Raw genomic sequence first — 21129 nt, 5'->3', positions numbered from 1 at the left:
TGAAAAAACGATAAACCCAAATGTTTTCAGAAACCCTCCATATTCGTGAAAGGAAAACGACACATTTGCGCGTTTTGAATTGTGTGCATTTTCAAACTTCATCAATTTTTTAATCATTAATTCGCGCAAATCTGACGGGTGAGCGCAGAAAGGGTTTTGCCAATCTCACTGGCACTCGTGGCTTCTTCACTGGTTTGTGACGCCTCCGCATGAAGCAAAGCGGCTGCGGCAAGGTCTGTTCCCCGCGGCTTCTCCCCGCAAGCCCAGCAGCGCGCACCCCAGCCCACCGCAAATCCAGCCAACAGATCGCCCAGGCCTGTGCGAGCCACCTGCACCGAGGTGTCAACGAGTTGATGCACCACCCCATTCGGATCGGCAATCACCGAATGAGCCCCCTTAAGCAAGACAATGGCTCCGCTTTCTGCCGCAGCCGATTGCGCGCTCTCCAGCGGCTCCAGCCTGCTGAAGTCAGGGAAAAGCCTTGCAAATTCGCTGGGATGCGGGGTGATCCAGGTTGGGAACTCACGCCGGCAAAGCCAGCGCCAGCCGTGCTTCGAGGCGGCCAAGGCATTGAGCCCATCGGCATCGAGCACGAGCAGCCCCTCGAACGACAGCAAGGGCTCTGCCCAGGCATCCCACTGCCCGTCTAACGCACCAATCCCAGGCCCCAGCAACAGCGCATCCAAGCGGGAGAGATCGGCATCAGCCAGCCATGGCCCCCAGGCCAATCCCCCCGAGGCAGTAGCTGGCAATCCCGCCGATAGCACCAACTCAGGAATCCATTGCCAGATGGCATCAGCAACGGCCTCAGGCAAGGCCGCTCTCAAACTTCCCACCCCACTGGCCATGGCCCCTTGTGCCGCCAGGAGTGCTGCGCCGCGATAGCGCTCGCTTCCTGCCACCAACAGCACACGGCCGCGCTGATATTTCATCGCCGTTGGCGCATCTTGGGGAACCGGCAGGGTTGCCAGATCCTTTGCCATCACCCGCAGCACAGCCGCTGGCCTCAGTTGCTCGATCAACTGGGGGGGAACACCCGGATCCAAGCGATGCACCCGCCCCACGTTGGCCAGAGCTGCGTCCTGAACCAACCCCCGTTTCACCAGGCCCACGCACAACGTGTCGGAGGCCACCGCCCCTCCGCCTGCCTCGAACCTGCCGTGGTTGGAATGCATCCCCGCAGGCACATCCAAGCTGATCAGCCGGCCGGGCTGAACACGCTCGCGTTCGCTGAGCAACAACGCCAATCCTTCCGGTAGTGGACGGTGTTGTCCCAAGCCAAACAGAGCCTCCACCCACAGGGCTGCATCGCTTGGGTCGGGCTGCATCTCCAGAACCCTTGCCCCAAGCCACTCCAGATGACGCCAATGCGTTTGGGTGAGTGCTTGACGGAGCGGCAGCGGCGCCCACAGCCTGACCTCCACTCCGGCATGCAGCAGACGCCGGGCCACCACCAACCCATCACCACCGTTGTGGCCAGGTCCCACCAACACCAATACGCCCTGCTCCAAACGCTTTGGCCTCTGAAGACACCACTCAGCCATCGCTTGGCCAACGGCCTCCATCAAGGCGGCAACGGGCAAACCACTGCCCAGCCATTCCTGCTCCAAGGCCAACATTTGTTCGGCACTGACCAGCCAGTGCTCCGCATCTAGGGGAGGCCAGACCAAGCCAAAAACAGACGGGGCCCTCACTATGGAGTGATACAGCGATGCCCGCCCATGTCGGCCGAGGCCATGATGAGCACCCTCACAGCAACCCCAGCCGGTGCCGAGGCCCTGGAGCGATTGCGCCAATGGCCTGGAGAGCATCGTGTGGCCGTCGGACTTTCCGGCGGGGTAGACAGCTCACTCACCGCAGCATTGATGGTGGAAGCCGGCTGGGAGGTGGAGGGCCTCACGCTCTGGCTGATGAGCGGTAAAGGAGCATGCTGCGCCGAAGGCTTGGTGGATGCTGCCGGAATCTGTGAACAACTCGGGGTGCCCCACCACGTGGTGGATTCAAGGGATACGTTCGTTCGCGAAATCGTTCAAGGCTTGGTGGATGGCTACCGGGCTGGCATCACACCCCTGCCCTGTTCGAAATGCAACCGGGCTGTGAAATTCGGGCCGATGCTCGCCTGGGCCGAACGGGAACGCAATCTTCCCAGGATCGCCACAGGTCATTACGCCCGCATCCGTCTGGACCAGGAAAACGGCCGCTGGAAGCTGTTGCGAGGTCTCGACAGCCGCAAAGACCAGAGTTATTTCCTCTATGACCTGCCCCAGGAGGTCTTGGCGCGCGTGGTCTTCCCACTCGGCGAACTCACCAAGGCCGACACCCGCCTTGAAGCCGGGCGCCACGGATTACGCACCGCCGACAAGCCAGAAAGCCAAGACCTTTGCCTGGCCGATCACCACGGCTCCATGCGCGCGTTCCTTGATGCCTACCTTCCGCCACGAGACGGCGAAATCGTGCTGCAAGACGGAACGGTGGTCGGACAGCACGACGGCATTGAACACTTCACCATTGGTCAGCGCAAAGGCTTAGGAATTGCCTGGAGTGAACCGCTGCATGTGGTGAAACTCGATGCCGCCATGAACCAGGTGGTGGTCGCCACGAGGGCAGAAGCTGGCCGCACAGGCTGCGAGGTTGGCGCTGTGAACTGGGTCTCGATCGCCGCACCCCCACTCGGCTCAGCCATGGAGGTGGAGGTGCAAGTGCGCTACCGCAGCGAACCCGTGCGTGCCCATCTCACCTGCATCGAAGCCAATGCTGAAGATCAAGCCGGAGATCGCCCTCATCGCTGCAAGCTCACCTTCCAGGAGCCACAGTTTTCGATCACGCCTGGTCAAGGGGCGGTGTTTTACGACGGCGAGGCCGTGCTGGGCGGGGGCCTGATCGACTCGCCGATTTGATCAACATCAGCGACGAGGCTCCGATGATCAACAGCAGGGGAGCCTCTCCCCAGCGCACATATCCCGTCAAACCCTTACGGGGTTGAAATGGCACCACCAACAGGCCTGGATCAAACGACGCCAAGCGCTGTGCAACCTGCCCATTCGCTCGGATCATGGCCGTTGGACCGGTATTCGCTGTTGATAACAGCGGTCTGGCCGTTTCCAGACTGCGCAGCTGAGCCAAAGCCAAATACTGCTGCTGCAGGAGGCGGGGATAGGGGTCAAGGTTGGCTGCAGCAAGGATCCACTCCGCCCCATCAGCAACGGCGCGAGCTAAGGCCGCTCCATTGCTGATCTCGTAGCAGATGGCAACGGCAGCGGGTGGACCACCCCAACGCCACAGCCTGGATGGCTCTCCAGCCTCCAGGCCGCCGATGGCCGAAAGGCCGCTGAGGCCTGGCCAGGACGGAACCCACTCCCCCAATGGAACCAGTCGATGCTTATCAATCGAGGCCACCGGAGTGGTGCCTCCAGCCTCCACCAAAACCATGGCGCTGTGCTGACGTCCCCGCGACCAGCGAAACCCCCCGCTCATCAATGGAATCGGAGCGGATGCGCTGAGGGAATCGTTGAGCGGCAATGTGCCTTCTGGTGCCAACAGCCAGTCCGCAGCAGCGGCATCAGCCTCTTGAAGCGCAGCTTGTAGGCGTCCGGGCAGATCCCGTTGGCGTTGCGCAGAAAATTTTTCACGGGTGGGAATGGCGGGTTGCCAGAGGCCAACGCTGTACTCCGACAGATCGGCTTGCCCTCCAATCGTTGGAGGGGTCTGCAGCAGCCGGGCCCCTACCCCGTGAACAACAACAAGGCTCAGCAGGCCGCCAGCGAGCAGTCCAGGCCAACCCGAGTCTCTACGAGACATCGTGAGCAAACGCCACAGCCACCAGCCGAGCAGCAGTTGCAGAGCAGCCAGTCCGCCCTCACCGATCCAGCGACTCAACGCAGCGAGGGGTGGATCGGCCGGGAGCACACTGCCACCGACCCCAATCCAAAACACAGGGCTTTGCGATAGGGCCACTTCCGCCAACCCCCAAACAGCCGCAGCCAGCACGGCATGGCTCAAGCTTCCCCGCAAGGGCAGGCGATTCACAAAACCACTCCAACAGGCAAGCAACAGGGCGGCCAGCAGGGCACAGGCCAACCAGATCCCAGCAGCCACTGGCAGGCTGAGCCAGGCGGGAACACCGATCCACATCAAGGGATGCAACGCCAGCAACCAGCGATGGCTCACGAGGACGGCCACTCCACCCCAGAGCGCGGAGGCCAGAGAACTAGGAGACGCGGCCCAGAGCAGCGCCAGAGCCGGCACCATCCACCAAGGGCCCGACATCGTCAGGGCAACGCCTGCCAACAGTCCCCCCAGCAGCCCCTGCAGAAGCACCAGGGATCGGTCATTTCCCATGGTCAGTGGCGGGAGATCAAGCCATCCTGAATCCAGACGCGCCCGTATGGCTATGGATACTGCTAATCCCCTGCAACAGCTTCTTCTTCGAGGACTCGGCACCACAACGCTTGTTGCCGATCGGCTGCGTTACGTCACCCAGGAATGGGTGAGCAGCGGCCGCCTTGATTCAACCCATGCCTCGGCCCTTGTGGACGATGTGCTCAAGGCTTTGCGCGGCGAAACACCAGAACTCGAGCAGCAGATGGGCCGCAACCTCGAACGCAATCGCGACAACATCATTCAGGACCTCGGTTTGGCCAGTCAGCGAGAACTGGATGAGCTGCGCGGAAGAATCGATCGCCTTGAGCAGCAGTTACGCCAGAAAGAGCGCGAGGAATGAACTGCCAGAATTGGATTGAATCGAGCAGAAATCTGTGCGCGAGATCTTGATCAGCACCGCTGTGTTTGTGTCCTGTCTGATGGTGGCGTTCATCAGCCAATTGGTGTCGCCCTCCACGGTGATTGCCGCAACGCCATCCACCATGGCCAGTAGCAATGCGACGACTGTCCAAGAGGCTGTCGTTCAGGCCGTGGCCAATCCCATGGAACTCGACCCCGACAACCCCAATCCCAGTTTGTTTGCGATGGCTGCCGATACCAACCTGGCTGACGCCTCAGCCCTCGGCGGTCCGATGGAAGCAGAGAAACCTCAGGTCACCGCGAGTGGCCTAAAAATCACCGATCTCGTTGTGGGCACTGGTGACGTAGCCAGCTCTGGACAAAACGTGGTGGTGAACTACCGCGGCACCCTCGAAGACGGCACGCAATTTGATGCCAGCTATGACCGTGGCACCCCGTTTGAATTTCCGCTTGGGGCCGGTCGGGTGATCAAGGGTTGGGATGAAGGCGTGCAAGGCATGAAAGTGGGCGGAAAGCGCAAGCTGGTGATCCCCCCTGACCTCGGCTACGGCAAGCGTGGTGCTGGCCGCGTGATCCCTCCAAACGCAACCCTGATTTTTGAAGTCGAACTACTAGACATCAAAAAGTGATCCCTAAGAAGGTCATCCATAGGTAGGCTTCTTAAACCGAAAATTCTGTTTCAAACCCGATGCTTCGCTCGGCTCTATCAGCGATCGTTCGCTCCTTGCCCGCTTCCACCGTTGAAGCCCACTGCGACGGACCCTGCGGTGTGTATGACCCTGCTTCAACTCGTGTTCACGCTGAAGCAGTGCTCGCGATGACCAAGAAGCTCAAGGCGCTTGAGGCTCCTGCTTCTGCTGGAGACCACCACGCTGGTCTCAACACCTTTGCTCGCTTCGTTGCGGTCAAGGAAGATGAAGCCCAAAAGACCAAGAAAGAACTCTTGATCCTTTGGACCGACTACTTCAAGCCCGAGCACCTGGCCACGTTCCCCGATCTCCACGACACCTTCTGGAAAGCGGCGAAACTTTGCAGCGCCTGCAAGGTGCACATCGACCAAGGCAAAGCGGAAGAGCTTCTCGCTGCTGTTGAGAAAATCCACGGCATGTTCTGGCAGTCCAAGGGCCGCAGTGATGCCTGGGTCACCGCCTCCTGAGTCAGGTTCTGAGCTCTTCATCAGGATCTCAACCATCTCTTGCAGCAGTGGGTCTTCTCGACCTACTGCTGTTTTTTTGTGGCCGGCGACGCGTCATGCAAGTGAAGGGGTATTCGATGTGGCCAACGCTGAAACCCAAGGACCGCGTCATCGTGCGGCCCCTCAATCAACACTCTGAGCTCCCCGCCATTGGATCCATCATCGTTTGCATCCATCCCCAACAGCCTTCACTCCGGGTGATCAAACGGCTGAGCTCTGTCGCTGACAATCAGATCACCATCCTCGGTGACTGTCCAGATGCCAGCACAGACAGCCGGCAATGGGGAAGCATTTCGCAGAGCTGCTTAATCGGAGAAGTTGTGGCCCTCGCCTCAACGCCGTTAAAACAAGGCAGCTGATGTTTTCTGGAGCCAGATCGCTCCTGTCACGATCGACAATCCACCGGTACAGCCCACTAACAGCGGCAGGAAACGAGCGCTGCTGCGCATCGTGAGCATGGAGAGGGTGCTCACCACGGCGAGCATCGCGCCCATTGACCCGCACAAATAAGCAACTAAGTACAAAACGGCACCATGAACCGGCAGCGCAAGCGCTGGGATCACGGCCAATAAATGCCCGGCACCAGCCAAGCCATGGAGCAAGCCAAGGCCCGATGCCGCATGCGCATGGCGGCGATGGTTGCTTTGCCCGCGAAGATGCAGATGGAGATGGCGATGCAAGGCCGAACCATCGTGGTGATGGTCATGGGTATGCAACTCCAAGCCAAACGCGGTTCGAATGGCGAGAGCGCCAATCACAAGCAACGACACCCCCACTAAAAATTCAGCCCATGCCGACATGCTTTCGGCGTGGATCAGATCTTTAAAAAAGATCGCAACAACACCGAGCAACACCACCCCAAGCGAGTGGCCGCCGCCCCAAGCCATTCCTGACTTCACGGCCTGCAACGGTCGCCTTAGGGAAAAGGGGGCCATCGCGACCAAATGATCAGCACCCCCAACAACGTGCACAGCACCTGCCGCGAAGCCCGTCAAAACACTGATCAACAACTCATCTTCCCAGATAGTTCAATTCTGCAGGACGACTAGCGGAGGGGCTTGAGATCCATGCGAAATGAGCTGGGACAACGACCAAAATGGTGAGAAAGGCATCAGCAAAACAGGCGTCAAGCATGAATCGACTTCGATAGAGTTCAGATTGGACATGGGCTAAAGACATTAAAAACAAGAGATCAATACAAACAAGAAAGATTAAAAAACTGCAAAAGAATCACTAATAACAATACTACTTGAAAACTAAGCCTCAAATGTGACAGAAATATAACAGAAGCAAACGAATACAAAAGGTTTCGGGATCATCAGCAAACAACAGAAAAGCGAACGATAAGGAAAACAAAGAACAAACTAAAACTGACAAATACAAAAATCAATTCAAGAATGAAGAATCAGCAATAACGACCGAAACAAACAAATAAAATCAATCTCACAAATATACCAAGTTCAAGCGATACTAAGAAGGAATAGATACTGGAAACAAGACAATAAAATCAAAAAATCAAAAAATCAAAAAATCAAAAAATCAAAAAATCAAAAAATCAAAAAATCAAAAAATCAAAAAAGAATATTGATTCCTACACAAGGGCGACGTCACAGAGAGGATAAACAAACAGACGTATTCAAAATTTCTTAAAGAACATCAAGAAAGCTACTTTTTAAATTTGCACGAAACTTGAGAAGGCTGAGACAGGTGTCACTGTCAGCCGAGTACTGCTCTGAAGAAAGGAATGGAAGGCCATCTGAAGGATCCGAAAAACCAGGAGAATATACGATATCAAGATACCGATCAGCAAGCAACTTAGAGTAGTTCGGATAGGATTCATGATCGAGAGATATTGCAAAACCAGGAAGAAACCTTGGAGCTATAGAGGAATGAAATGGACCAGGAATTGCCCAAGTAAACTGACTAGTAAGACTCCGAAACCGCGCAAACAGAAATCTCATTTGGCTTACGTAGTCAGCACCAGAGATGATCGAATAAGCATTACCTTGACGCCTGACTTCAACGGGATGTTGAGAAGAGAATGACCTGAAACGCCTTGAAACCGTGCTTTGAGGGAGCGTCAAACTATCGGCAGCAGAAGTTGTGGAACCAGTCAGAAGGACCCAGTCGAAAACAAAAAAATCAAGCCAAGGATCAGGCAACTGCCCAAAGAATCTGTTCAGATTATAAGCTCAATCTATCAAAAATAAATAAATAAATAATACGTTCTAAGGTGTAAATACCTATAAATGGGTATAAATAACCCATTAATCGGGTAAGCAAGTAAGCATTTATGCCGCTATCTCGAACAGCAAGTACATATTGGAGCCAAACTATTTAGTGGTACAAGCGAGAAAACACGTCACCAGAGGTCAAATACCATCCAATGATTAAGACTGCATATTGGCAATGAACTCTTCTACTCTTCTGGTAAGTCTTGAAGGTATTAAGCTTGGTGGTGTCAAGGAAGTAGTAACAGCGCGTGGAATTGACAGAGTCATTGTTGTAGGCACTAGCGCTGATTTCAACGATTTCTCTACATCAACTACAGCTGCAAGCGTTGTCGCGGTTAAAAATGCAGGAGCAACAGTTCAACTAGCATTAAATAAAGGTACAGATCTTTCCATTAGTGATTCAGCGGTAGCTGCAATCCGAACTGCTGGTTTAACATTTATTGATGAACCTAGTTTATCTAGTTTAGATGGGGCACAAATCGCCTCTAAGGATTTAATTAAAAATGGTGGTAGCGATGCAATACTTAATACATACAGTTCTTCAAGTAGTGATAATTCTGTATTAACATTAGATGGGAATATATTAATAGCTTCAAGCAGAGAAGGCTTTGGTAAATCGCCTACTTTAACTATCAGTTCTTCAGGTTCCACTCCCACAGCAGTAAGTGACTTTGAAGGAACAGTAAAAGTAAGCTTAACAGCGACTGAATTTGCAGATATTTTAAAAAATACTCCAAGCATATTGGCTGATATTGAGAATAAATCCGATACCAATTTAACAAGAACATCTCAAAACCTTCCAAAAAACATTGCCTCGAAGGTCAAACCCTATAAGCCAACTGATATACCTGAAACAGGCAAGGTCGAGATAGGAAATACTTCCGAATATCTCGCCACAAAGTCCACAGCACCTACACTTCACGCTGATGGTTACAACTATTGGTCAGAGAGTGGAAGTCTAAATACATCACAATCTCTTTCATTGCCAAGAATGGGAGTAACACCATATACACAGGGTGGTAATAATATAGTTCTTAAAGATAGCAGCACAAATTTGAGTCTCGTCCTTCCACAGTTAACTGAAGGACAAACTGCTTCCTTTAATAAAGTTGAAATCTCAGATAATAAAACCTTAAAACTTGATGCAAAAACCTTTATAAAGCTTGATACAGTAACTCAGGTAATGTTCTGGAGTAATCACAGAGGTACCGAAATTGTCAATACAGGAGGTGGAGATGTTTCTATTGAACTAGTTAGCGACGGAACTCAAAATCTAAAAGATCTAGGGCTTCTTGTTGACCTAAAGCTCGTTGCCAAAACACCTGGTTCGCAAGGTCCAAATTTAATTAACAACATTGACACCCTAACCATAAACAATGTTACAACCTCAGATATTCATACTCTGAGAAATCTGTCAGCAGACTTAGATACTCGTAGTTCCGCTCCTTCACTTCAAATAAATTTCTCAGGCACATCCGTTACCGCTAACGAGTTTACAGAGCTTGCAAAGATCAACGCAACATTCGAAAATAAAGTAAGAATATCTGATTCAGCAGTAAATATACAAAATTTACTTGTAACACAAGACCCTGATGTTCTAAATTCATTCAAAGATGTTAAAGCTCTAAACAGTACAACTGGAACACAGATTGATTTAACTTTGTCACAGTACCTGCAAATCACAGGTGGAGATACTAGTAATGCTTTTAATAGCCTTAAAAATGTTGAAATCACTGTTCTTGGTACCGCCGCTCAACTAAAAGATCTCTTCACACAATTCGGTACAAATTTCTCGGGATTAAAAAACGGAGTAACATTCCAAATCACCGATGGAGGAGAGATAACCTTATCTGCTGCAGAAGCTGATAAATTAGATGGAAGAATAACTGGAGCTGTATTGATTTCAGACACGAGTGCTGGAATTGGTTCCATGCTGATGCAAGCTGTTAACGCTAATGTAAAAGACATAACTGTTAAGTCGGCACCAAATCTTGTATTAACAGTTGATCAATTCAGGAACTTACCTGCATACAACAATGATGAAGTAATTATTGCGGATTCAGAAACCAATATCATTAATGCCCTTAATTACAACCTCTTGGATGACAGAGTTGTTAAATTAGACCTTGCATCCGGTGGGGCTGATGGCACACTCACGGTTACAGCTGCACAAGCAGAAAGGATTGGACAACGCACGATCGAGGTCAATACTGCGAACAAAACCAAACTTATTATCAGAGACAGGTCATCTGCAATACAAGAATATATTGAATCTGGGAGTTTACCAACAAATGTAGATGTTGAGTTCCAGGAAAGCTCCACTGTATTCGGTTCAACGCCAACTAGAAAAATTGAATTAAATTACAGTGAATCAGAAGCTCTCAAGCATCTGATAATTGATGAAAAAACATCTGTTGCTGGGATTACCTACAACAAAACCACGAAGCAGTTTAGTGGTTTACATGCTAATGATGTGTTTGGCTTTGACACAGAATCGATTGACGACAAACTTCAGGTAATGGAAGGCAAAATTGACACAACTGCAAATTTGATCAATGATGTCCAAACTGATATCGCTGGCGTTAAAACTGATGTTGGTAACGTCAAAACTGACGTCGCTACACTCAAAACCGATGTCCAAACTGATATCGCTGGCGTTAAAACTGATGTTGGTAACGTCAAAACTGACGTAGCTACACTCGATACTGTTGTTGATACAGCTAAAACTGACCTCAGTGCTGAAATCGCGGCACTTGATACTGTTGTTGATACAGCTAAAACTGACCTCAGTGCTGAAATCGCAGCACTCGATACTGTTGTAGATACAGCTAAAACTAATCTCAGTTCTGAAATCAAAGGCGTCAAAGATGATGTCGCAGCACTCGATACTGTCGTAGATACAGCTAAAACTGACCTCAGTGCTGAAATCGCGGCACTCGATACTGTCGTAGATACAGCCAAAACTAACCTCAGCTCTGAGATTGCAGCACTCGATACTGTCGTAGATACAGCCAAAACTAACCTCAGCTCTGAGATTGCGGCTCTCGATACTGTCGTTGATGCAGTCCAAACTTCTCTGAATTCACAAGTTGAAACTCTCAGGGTTCATATTCAACGCAATAATGGTATAGCAGTTACAGGTAATTCATCTGATCTTTCAGCGGCCTTTAAAGGTGTAACTGGCTACTCAGGTGATGTCACTTTCACAGATGTTCATACTCTCGCGCAACTTAAAACAGTTAATAATGCAACAAGTGGAACTATCACTCTTAATGATTACACTGTTGATTTAAGTGGTAGCTCTGCAGATGTAACAGCTGCATTGGCTGGAACCTTCGCAGCTACATATACAGGTGCTGTAACCCTTACTAATGCCCCAGACGTTACCCAATTAAAAGCAATTAATGGTGCTACAACCGGTGCGATCACTCTTGGTGATCCAACCGGTGCTCTAAGCGGTACTGCTGCCGATCTTGTTGCCGCATTCGCCGGAACAGTTACAACCCACACGGGCACAGTAAAAATTACTGATGCTACAACTGTTTCTCAGCTCAAAACAATTAATGCAGAAACAACAGGTAGGATTACTCGCGATGATGTAACCAATGCTCTAGAGGGTACTGCTGAAGATTTAGCAGCTGCATTGGATGGAGCTATCACCGCTCAGACTGGTACGATCAAAATTACTGACGCTCCAACTCTTCGTCAACTAAGAACAATTAACGGTGCATCGAACGGTGCGATTACCCTTGGCAAGACCGACGGAGCGCTTTCAGGTACTGCTGCAGATATTATCCTTGGTTTTGCTGGAACAGTTACAACCCACACGGGTACGGTCAGAATTACTGATGCTCCTACGGTTGCTCAACTCAAGGAAATTAATGCAGAAACTACAGGTGCTATCACTTTGGCTGATGCAAACGGTCCTCTAGAAGGTAAAGCTGCTGATCTCGTTGCCGCATTCGCCGGAACAGTTACACCCCACACGGGTACGGTCACCATTACTGATGAACCGACTGTTACTCAACTCAAAGCAATTAATGCTGCAACAACTGGTGCAATAACACTTGGAAAACCAGGCGGTCCTTTAGAAGGAACGAATGCAGATCTTGGACATGCGTTATTAGGAATTACAGGCCATATTGGATCAGTAACATTTACTGATAATCATGATCTGAATACATTAAAAGCTGTAGCTGGCTCGACAAGTGGTCAGATTAACTTGAAGAATTACTCAATGCCACTAAATGGAAAAACAGCTGATATCAAAGATGTCCTAACCGAAAATCTTGGAAGTCCATATTTAGGAAACGTCATATTTACAGATAACCACACGTTAAATGAACTCGAAATAATTAACAATCATACAGAAGGTGCCATAACCCTACATGACAACACCATACCCCTTACTGGCTCAGGCACAAAAGTTGCAGCAGCCCTTAAAGGTATGGATCCAAACACCTACAAAGGAGTGATCAAACTGGAGACAGCGGCAACAATTAGCGAAATCGCTAAGATTACTGCTGTTAAAGACGGTAAAATCACACTTGACAATTCGATTGCACTCGAAGGAGGTTCATCAGACGTAGCGGCTACAATTAATGACTTAATTGACTACAAAGGCAATGTAAAACTTGAAGATACGCATAATATAGGCCAGTTGTTATCAATTAACCAACGAACAAGCGGAACAATAACGCTAAAAGATTATGAAGTAGAACTCAAAGGAAGTGCTACAGATGTGAAAAATGCTCTAAGCGGAGATTTTGCAGCTCAATATACAGGCCCAGTCACTATTCAGAATGCGCACACCCTTGCTGAATTAAAAGCAATCAATGGTGCGACTACAGGAACAATCACATTAACCGACTACTCAGTACCGCTAACTGGCTCAGCTACTGATATCGAATCAGCACTTAGTGGAACATTCACAAGCACATACACAGGAAATATAAATCTTACTACACCACATGATCTCAAACAATTAAAAGCAATTAACAATGCGACGACAGGCAGAATCACTCTTAACAGATATGATATCCCATTGACTGGGACTGCGATCGATGTAGCTGCTGCAATGACAGGTAATTTAGACCATCAATACGACGCACAAATTGTTCTCTCAACTGCACCAACTATTGCTGAATTAAAAACTATTAATGACGCAACAAAAGGTAAAATCGTACTTCAAAGAACAAACACCCACGCTAAAGGAATTGCAAATGATATTATTGATGCATTCAAAGGAGATATAAATGTATGGACTGGCCCAATTACAATTAATGATGCTATAAATGTATCTCAACTAAAGACAATTAATTCCATAGCAACTGGGGGAGACATATTTCTAAAACAACCCAACCACGCTCTTACAGGAACAGCCGCTGATTTAGATGCTGCATTTGCTGGAGCAGTCAGAGCGGAATCAGGTGTTATCGGTATGAAAATCACCATTACTGATAAACCAAATCTTGACCAACTAAAACACATTAACTCCGAAACGAATGGAGAAATCGAACTTAAAGATACTTCGGGGGCTCTATCTGGGAAAGCAGCCGATCTAGTAGACGCTTTTGCTGGAACAATCACAAAATATACAGGTGAAATCACCATTGAGGATGGTACCAACCTCTCTGCGTTGAAGTTTATCAATGATGCTACTAACGGTACGATTAAGCTTGGTGTGCCCAATATGGCCCTTTCAGGTGAAGTTGCTGACCTGGTGTTGGGGTTGGATGGAATTACGTCTCATACTGGCCCCATCACAATTACTAATGCGAAAGATGATGCTATTACAGCAGCAGATTTAATCAAAATTGGAGGAGCAACTACAGGCACCGTCACTGTTACTAATGCTATAGCGATTACTGGAACGACAACTGAAGTTAATGCTGCTTTGCTGAGTGGTTCTTCTGTCGTTGATGCTCCGAAAGCAACAGTCACGATTACTGGTAATCCATCAGTTACTCAACTAAATTCCATAGCGGCCAAAACTGACGGTGTTGTCACAGCCACTCTTGCGCCTGATACTCTTACTAATCTTGGAGCACTAGCTACTGATTCAACAGATAACATCACAGTCACTGTTAACGATAATGCTGGAACTGCAGTAACTGCCGCAAACCTCAGTGCATTGGGCAACAAAACAGCAGGCACCGTTACTGTTTCTAAAGCTGTTGCGATTACAGGATCTAAGACTGAACTCACTGCTGCCTTGGTAACCGCAGGTTCAAAAGTTGTTGTCTCAGATGCAGTTGTTACTGTTAACGACGCTGATGCAACTGCAGTCACTGCAAAAGAATTAAGTGACATCGGCGGAGCAACCGCAGGTACCGTTACTGTTTCTAATGCTGTTGCAATTTCAGGTACTGAGAGTGAAGTCACCGCAGCCTTAGTAACCGAGAGTTCAAAAGTTGTTGCCGCAAAAGCAACAGCCACGATTAGCGGTAATCCAGCAATTACCAAACTAAATACAATTGCAGCCGAGACTACAGGTGTTGTCAAAGCAACTCTTGCCGCTGATACTCTTGCCAATCTTGGTGCACTAAATACTGCTTCTACAGATGACATCACAGTCACTGTCAACGATAATGCTGGAACAGCGGTCACTGCCGCTAACCTCAGTGCATTGGGCAACAAAACAGCAGGCACCGTTACTGTCCAAAATCCTGTAGCAATTACAGGTAGTGCTGCTGAAGTCACCGCAGCCTTAGTAACCGAAGGTTCAAAAGTTGAGGTCAATAAAGCTACTGTCACGATTACTGGGAATCCATCAATTTCAGAACTGAATGCCATTGCAACCAAGACAACTGGTGTTATTACAACAACTCTTGCTAATGGAAAAGTTGCAGACTTTAATTCACTAGCTACTGCAGCAACTGACGATATCTCAATCACCTTGACTGATGCAGATGGAGACGCACTCGCTGCAGCTGACCTCAGCACCCTGGCTGGAAAAACAAACAAAACTATCAGTCTTGATAAGGCAGTTGTGATTTCAGGTACTTCATCTGAAATCAATACTGCTTTGGCTGGAACAGAAGTAAAAGCTAGTAAAGCACTCGTCTCATTTAGCGATAATCCTTCAATCGCTTTACTCAATACTATTGCAGGCAAGACAACTGGCGCTGTTACAGCAACTCTTGCTCCTGATACTCTTGCCAATCTTGAAGGACTAACTACTGATCCAACCGATAAAATCTCGATTACCGTCGGTGATGGAAATGGAGCAGAAATCGCTGCAACTAAACTCAGCGCATTGGGCGGAAAAACTGGAACCCCCGTATCTGTTGCTAACGCCATAGCAATTTCAGGAACTGAGTCTGAAGTCACCGCAGCCTTAGTAACCGAAGGTTCAAGAGTTGTTGCCGCAAAAGCAACAGCCACAATTAGTGGTAATCCAGATATTTCTAAACTCAATGCAATTGCACTCAAGACAACTGGTGCTATTACAACAACTCTTGCGGCTGGTAAACTTGCCAGTTTTGGTACACTAGATACTGATTCAGCAGATAAAATCACAGTCACTGTTAACGATGCAGATGGAGACGCACTCGCTGCAGCTGACCTCAGTGCATTAGGCAGCAAAACTGCAGGCACCGTCTCTGTAACTAAAGCAGTTGCGATTACAGGTTCTGCAGCTGAACTTACAGCTGCATTAGTAAACGCAAATACAAGAGTTGAAGTCATAGATGCAGTTGTTACTGTTAATGATAATTCTGGAACGCTTACTGCAAAAGCTTTAAGTGACATCGGCGGAGCAACCACAGGTACCGTTACGGTTACTAATGCTGTTGCCATTACAGGCACTACAGCAGAAGTCCTCGCTGCATTAGTGAGTGGTGGATCCGAGGTTGTTGCTGCTAAAGCAACGGTCACAATTACTGGTAGTCCAACAGTTTCTGATCTAAATAAAATTGCAGCAAAAACTGATGGTGTTATTACAGCAACTCTTGCCGCTGATTCTCTTCAAAATCTTGGTGCACTAACTACTGCTTCTACAGATAACATCACAGTCACGGTTAATGACGCTGATGCAACTGCAGTCACTGCAACTGACCTCAGTACCTTGGGCGGCAAAACAGCAGGCACTGTCACTGTTACTAATGCTGTTGCAATTTCAGGTACTGAGAGTGAAGTCACCGCAGCCTTAGTGACCTCAGGTTCAAAAGTTGTTGCCGCAAAAGCAACAGCCACGATTAGCGGTAATCCAGCAATTACCAAGCTCAATGATATTGCACTCAAGACAACTGGTGTAATTACAACAACTCTTGCGGATGGTTCTCTTGCCAGTTTTGGTGCACTAGCTACTGATTCAACAGATAACATCAAAGTCACGGTTAATGATGCTGATGGAACTGCGGTTGCTGCAACTGACCTCAGTGCATTGGGCAACAAAACAGCAGGCACCGTTGATGTTTCTAAAGCTGTTGCAATTACAGGTTCTGCTGCTGAACTTACAGCTGCATTAGTAACACCAGGTTCAGGAGTTGGAGTGACAAATGCAGTTGTTACTGTTAACGACGCTGATGCAACTGCAGTCACTGCAAAAGAATTAAGTGCCATCGGCGCAGCAACCACAGGCACAGTCACTGTTACTAATGCTGTTGCGATTACAGGATCTAAGACTGAACTCAAAGCTGCATTAGTAACTCCTCTTACAAGAGTTGAAGTCACAGATGCAGTTGTTACTGTTAATGATGCTGATGGAACTGCAGTCACTGCAAAAGAATTAAGTGACATCGGCGGAGCAACCACAGGTACCGTTACGGTTACTAATGCTGTTGCAATTTCAGGTACTGAGAGTGAAGTCACCGCAGCCTTAGTAACCGCGAGTTCAAAAGTTGTTGCCGCAAAAGCAACAGCCACGATTAGCGGTAATCCAGCAATTACCAAGCTCAATGATATTGCAAACAAGACAACTGGTGTAATTACAACAACTCTTGCGGATGGTTCTCTTGCCAGTTTTGGTGCACTAGCTACTGATTCAGCAGATAAAATCACAGTCACGGTTAATGATGCTGATGGAACTGCGGTTACTGCAACTGACCTCAGTACCTTGGGCGGCAAAACAGCAGGCACCGTTACTGTTTCTGAAGCTGTTGCGATTACAGGATCTAAGACTGAACTCACTGCTGCATTAGTAACCGCAGGTTCAAAAGTTGTTGTATCAGATGCAGTTGTTACTGTTAACGATAATGCTGGAACTGCGTTCACCGCAAAAGAATTAAGTGACATCGGCGCAGCAACCACAGGTACCGTTACGGTTACTAAATCTGTTGCGATTACAGGATCTAAGACTGAACTCACTGCTGCATTAGTAACCACAGGTTCAAAAGTTGTTGCTGCAACTTCAGTTGTTACTGTTAATGATGCTGATTCAACTGCGATCACTGCAAAAGAATTAAGTGACATCGGCGCAGCAACCGCAGGTACCGTTACGGTTACTAATGCTGTAGCTATTTCAGGCACTGAGAGTGAAGTCACCGCAGCCTTAGTAACTGAGAGTTCAAAAGTTGTTGCCGCAAAAGCAACAGCCACAATTAGCGGTAATTCAGCAATTACCAAACTCAATGCAATTGCAGCCGAGACTACAGGTGTTGTCAAAGCAACTCTTGCGGCTGATACTCTTACTAATCTTGGAGCACTAGCTACTGATTCAACAGATGACATCACAGTCACTGTTAACGATAATGCTGGAACTGCAGTAACTGCCGCAAACCTCAGTGCATTGGGCAACAAAACAGCAGGCACCGTTACTGTTTCTAAAGCTTTGCGATTACAGGATCTAAGACTGAACTCACTGCTGCCTTGGTAACCGCAGGTTCAAAAGTTGTTGTCTCAGATGCAGTTGTTACTGTTAACGATGCTAATTCAACTGCGATCACTGCAAAAGAATTAAGTGACATCGGCGCAGCAACCACAGGTACCGTTACTGTTACTAATGCTGTTGCAATTTCAGGTACTGAGAGTGAAGTCACCGCAGCCTTAGTAACCGGGAGTTCAAAAGTTATTGCCGCAAAAGCAACAGCCACGATTAGCGGTAATACAGCAATTACCAAACTCAATGCAATTGCAGAAAAAACTGATGGTGTTATCACAGCAACTCTTGCCGCTGATTCTCTTGAAAATCTTGATGCACTGAATACTGCATCGACAGACATGATAACAGTAACAGTTAATGATGCAGATAATGCTGCAGTCACTGCAGCTAACCTTCAAGCATTGGGCTTAAAAACTGCAGGCGTCGTTACTGTTGATAATGCAGTAGCGATTACCGGAAGTACATCTGAAGTAACCGGAGCGTTATTCACACCAGGTTCAAAAGTTGTTGCAGCAAAAGCAAAAGTTACCATTACAGGAACTCCAAAGATTTCTCAACTTAATACCATTGCAAACGTGACAAATGGTGTTGTAACAGCAACTCTTGCTGCTGATACTCTTGCCAATCTTGGTGCACTAAATACTGCTTCTACAGATGACATCACAGTCACTGTTAACGATAATGCTGGAACTGCAGTAACTGCCGCAAACCTCAGTGCATTGGGCAACAAAACAGTTGGCAAAGTCACTGTTTCTAAAGCTGTTGAGATTACAGGATCCAATACTGAACTCACTGCTGCTTTAGTAACCGCAGGTTCACGCGTTTTCTTAGGGGGCGGTTCTGATGATGCATCAGTAGTCTTAAATGATGCAAATGGGACCTCCATTTCTGCAACGACACTAAGCAATATCGGTGGACAAACTAATGGAACAGTTACTGTTACTAATGCTGTTGCGATTTCAGGTACTGAAAGTGAGGTCACCGCAGCGTTAGTAACCTCACTTTCCAAAGTTGTTGCCGCAAAAGCAACAGCCACGATTAGCGGTAATCCATCAATTACCAAACTCAATGCAATTGCAGCCGAGACAACAGGTGTTATTACAACAACTCTTGCGGCTGGTTCTCTTGCCAGTTTTGGTTCACTAGCTACTGACTCAACAGATAACATCAAAATCACGGTTAATGATGCTGATGGAACTGCGGTCACTGCAACTGACCTCAGTGCATTGGGAGGGAAAACAGCAGGTGCAGTGACTGTTTCCAAAGCTGTAGCAATTACAGGTACTGCTGCTGAAGTCACTGCTGCATTAGTGAGTGGTGGTTCCGAAGTTGTGGCATCTAAAGCAACGGTCACGATTACTGGTAATCCAACAGTTTCTCAACTGAATGCCATTGCGGCCAAAACTGATGGTGTTATCACAGCAACTCTTGCACCTGCTTCTATAGACGACCTTAAATCGCTAACTACTGCTTCTACTGATAACATCACAGTCACTATTAATGATGCAAAAGGAACTGGAGTCACTGCAACTGACCTCAGCACCTTGGGCGGAAAAACAGCAGGAACTGTAACTGTTACTAATGATGTATCGATTACAGGCAGCACATCTCAACTAACAGCTGCATTGATTACGGGCAACACTAAAGTTGTTGCTTCGAAAGCAGATCTCACTATCTCTGATGCTCTAAACCTTAGTCAACTAAAAGCCTTTAATGCCGCGACAGATGGGTCTATCACTTTGAAAGACACCACTGGTCCACTAACCGGTAGTGCTGCTGATCTTATAGCTGCTTTCGCTGGAGATGTAACAACTCATACGGGTAACGTGACTATTACGACTGGTGATTTAACAACAGCAGATATTACTAAGATCAAAGCCGAGACTACTGGAAATATCAACGGATCCGCAATATCTAAGATCACAGGTTCGGCAAATGACATTGTAACTTCAGTTAATGGATTTAATACAAAACCAACAAGCTTTAAGGCTGTAATTACAGATATCCCCACCATTGATAAATTCAAGTCAGTTTCTGATCTCACTACTGGTTCAGTTGAAGGATCAATCAAAGATTCTGCAACGGCATTAGCCTCCACATTGAAGAATTTAAATCCCAGTCAAACCGACTCTTTACTAGGACAAGCAACTAATATTCAACTTACAGGCTACAGTGGCACTCAAGATCTAACAGATTTAAAAGACATTACGTCAGGAACTAATTTTGAATTGCTAATTGATTCCAGCCTTAACATCAGTAACGCACAAGCAGCTCAACTCAATAAAATAAATAAGATAATAATAACAGGTGATAATGTAAACATTGGAATGAGTGGTGATTCCTTTGATCCGAGTAAGGCATCATCCCACTTCGGTGCACTAACAGAGATAGAAGCAACTGGCTCAAATGCTGCCGTTAATGTTTCTGATAATCCAGGAAATGTGGGAAGCAAGATTGATCTTAAAGGAATAACTTCAGTTTCTGGACTATCATCCTTTGACGTTAAAGGTGATGCGGGTTCAAACATTATTCAGCTCTCGTCTGCTTTAACTCATTCAGGCATAGCTTCAGTAGATTTAGGTAGTAAAGATGGCGTAAAAGATGAATTGATTCTAAATTCTGACATTAGTAAATTTGTAAATTCTGGAAGCCTCGGGTACACAACAGTAACAAACTTTGACGTCGTCAAAGATGATGTTGGTGTTTTTTACGGATCAGAAAATGCCATCTCAAACGGAATATATTCGACACGATATTCTAATAGCTTTGCAATAAATCAAGACTTGTTAATGATCGAAGAAGAAAGAGTTGAAACACTTTCAACCAACACGTCTAATGCTTACAATACTGCTGATAAAGTCAAGAGTAAAATAGCTGGAGTCATTTCTGGCCTAAGCGGTACTGCAGATAGAGTACTTATGGTTGAACATGCGTACAACGAAAATACCGAATTAGCTGAGGGTTATCTGTTCGCAGCATCTGTCAAAGGTATCTCAACCTCAGACCTTAAAGCATCTGATTCTATTGAAGTTGCATCTATAGCTAGACTGGTAGACACTAATATTGGTGACTTGAGTGTACGCAATATGGTCAATACCAAAAATAGTGATCTAAGCTGATGAATTAAATAAAAACTT

11 protein-coding genes are annotated in these 21129 nt (G+C 47.6%); 7 read left to right on the top strand and 4 right to left on the bottom strand.

Features of this window, described 5'->3' with window-relative positions; translation table 11 throughout:
• Positions 1-116: 116 nt before the first annotated feature.
• Positions 117-1670 carry an NAD(P)H-hydrate dehydratase gene (locus SynMVIR181_RS03745; protein ID WP_186590032.1) on the bottom strand — a complete coding sequence of 518 codons (1554 nt, stop codon included), beginning with the start codon at positions 1668-1670 and terminating at the stop codon, positions 117-119.
• Positions 1671-1721: 51 nt separating this feature from the next.
• Between SynMVIR181_RS03745 and mnmA the strand changes: the two genes are divergently transcribed.
• On the top strand, positions 1722-2897 hold the full coding sequence (gene mnmA, locus SynMVIR181_RS03740) for a tRNA 2-thiouridine(34) synthase MnmA (RefSeq protein WP_370593872.1): 1176 nt from the start codon (positions 1722-1724) through the stop codon (positions 2895-2897).
• On the opposite strand, the gene SynMVIR181_RS03735 is transcribed toward mnmA, so the two are convergent.
• Positions 2821-4338, bottom strand: a complete 1518-nt coding sequence (locus tag SynMVIR181_RS03735; RefSeq protein ID WP_186590031.1) for an apolipoprotein N-acyltransferase — start codon at positions 4336-4338, stop codon at positions 2821-2823. The two genes, mnmA and SynMVIR181_RS03735, sit on opposite strands and share 77 nt — an antisense overlap.
• Before the next feature lie 52 nt (positions 4339-4390).
• Between SynMVIR181_RS03735 and SynMVIR181_RS03730 the strand changes: the two genes are divergently transcribed.
• From SynMVIR181_RS03730 to sodX, 4 genes are read left to right on the top strand one after another with little or no spacing between them, the layout of a single operon-like run.
• On the top strand, positions 4391-4720 hold the full coding sequence (locus SynMVIR181_RS03730) for a phasin family protein (protein ID WP_186590030.1): 330 nt from the start codon (positions 4391-4393) through the stop codon (positions 4718-4720).
• Positions 4721-4754: 34 nt separating this feature from the next.
• Positions 4755-5369 carry an FKBP-type peptidyl-prolyl cis-trans isomerase gene (locus SynMVIR181_RS03725; RefSeq protein WP_186590029.1) on the top strand — a complete coding sequence of 205 codons (615 nt, stop codon included), beginning with the start codon at positions 4755-4757 and terminating at the stop codon, positions 5367-5369.
• Between the two features lie 59 nt (positions 5370-5428).
• Entirely contained in the window at positions 5429-5896 is a 468-nt protein-coding gene (gene sodN / locus SynMVIR181_RS03720) for a superoxide dismutase, Ni (RefSeq protein WP_186590028.1), read from the top strand.
• 47 nt (positions 5897-5943) lie between these two features.
• Positions 5944-6294 (top strand): nickel-type superoxide dismutase maturation protease, encoded by a 351-nt coding sequence (sodX, locus tag SynMVIR181_RS03715; protein ID WP_255444412.1) that lies wholly within the window; start codon positions 5944-5946, stop codon positions 6292-6294.
• Here the strand turns inward: sodX and SynMVIR181_RS03710 are convergent.
• Both SynMVIR181_RS03710 and SynMVIR181_RS03705 read right to left on the bottom strand, forming a co-directional pair.
• Positions 6277-6945: a hydantoin utilization protein A gene (locus SynMVIR181_RS03710; protein WP_186590027.1), complete on the bottom strand. Its 669-nt coding sequence runs from the start codon at positions 6943-6945 to the stop codon at positions 6277-6279. The genes sodX and SynMVIR181_RS03710 overlap by 18 nt on opposite strands.
• 636 nt (positions 6946-7581) lie before the next feature.
• Positions 7582-8097, bottom strand: a complete 516-nt coding sequence (locus tag SynMVIR181_RS03705; RefSeq protein ID WP_186590026.1) for a LysR family transcriptional regulator — start codon at positions 8095-8097, stop codon at positions 7582-7584.
• Positions 8098-8344: 247 nt separating this feature from the next.
• Here SynMVIR181_RS03705 and SynMVIR181_RS03700 point away from each other — a divergent pair, with 247 nt between their 5' ends.
• On the top strand, positions 8345-17986 hold the full coding sequence (locus tag SynMVIR181_RS03700) for a hypothetical protein (RefSeq protein ID WP_186590025.1): 9642 nt from the start codon (positions 8345-8347) through the stop codon (positions 17984-17986).
• Positions 17980-21111: a hypothetical protein gene (locus SynMVIR181_RS03695; RefSeq protein WP_186590024.1), complete on the top strand. Its 3132-nt coding sequence runs from the start codon at positions 17980-17982 to the stop codon at positions 21109-21111. Before SynMVIR181_RS03700 ends, SynMVIR181_RS03695 begins: the two co-directional genes overlap by 7 nt.
• Positions 21112-21129 lie beyond the last annotated feature (18 nt).

The organism is Synechococcus sp. MVIR-18-1, from assembly GCF_014279835.1.
Classification (GTDB): domain Bacteria; phylum Cyanobacteriota; class Cyanobacteriia; order PCC-6307; family Cyanobiaceae; genus Synechococcus_C.
Note: the sequence above shows the minus strand (reverse complement) of the source record. Positions and strands in the feature narration are given on the sequence as shown.

What these genes read in the sequence shown, in the direction of transcription:
- SynMVIR181_RS03730 (WP_186590030.1), top strand. Translation starts at nt 4,391, where the DNA reads ATGGATACTGCTAATCCCCTGCAACAGCTTCTTCTTCGAGGACTCGGC.
- SynMVIR181_RS03735 (WP_186590031.1), bottom strand. Translation starts at nt 4,338, where the DNA reads ATGGGAAATGACCGATCCCTGGTGCTTCTGCAGGGGCTGCTGGGGGGA.
- mnmA (WP_370593872.1), top strand. Translation starts at nt 1,722, where the DNA reads ATGTCGGCCGAGGCCATGATGAGCACCCTCACAGCAACCCCAGCCGGT.
- SynMVIR181_RS03700 (WP_186590025.1), top strand. Translation starts at nt 8,345, where the DNA reads ATGAACTCTTCTACTCTTCTGGTAAGTCTTGAAGGTATTAAGCTTGGT.
- sodN (WP_186590028.1), top strand. Translation starts at nt 5,429, where the DNA reads ATGCTTCGCTCGGCTCTATCAGCGATCGTTCGCTCCTTGCCCGCTTCC.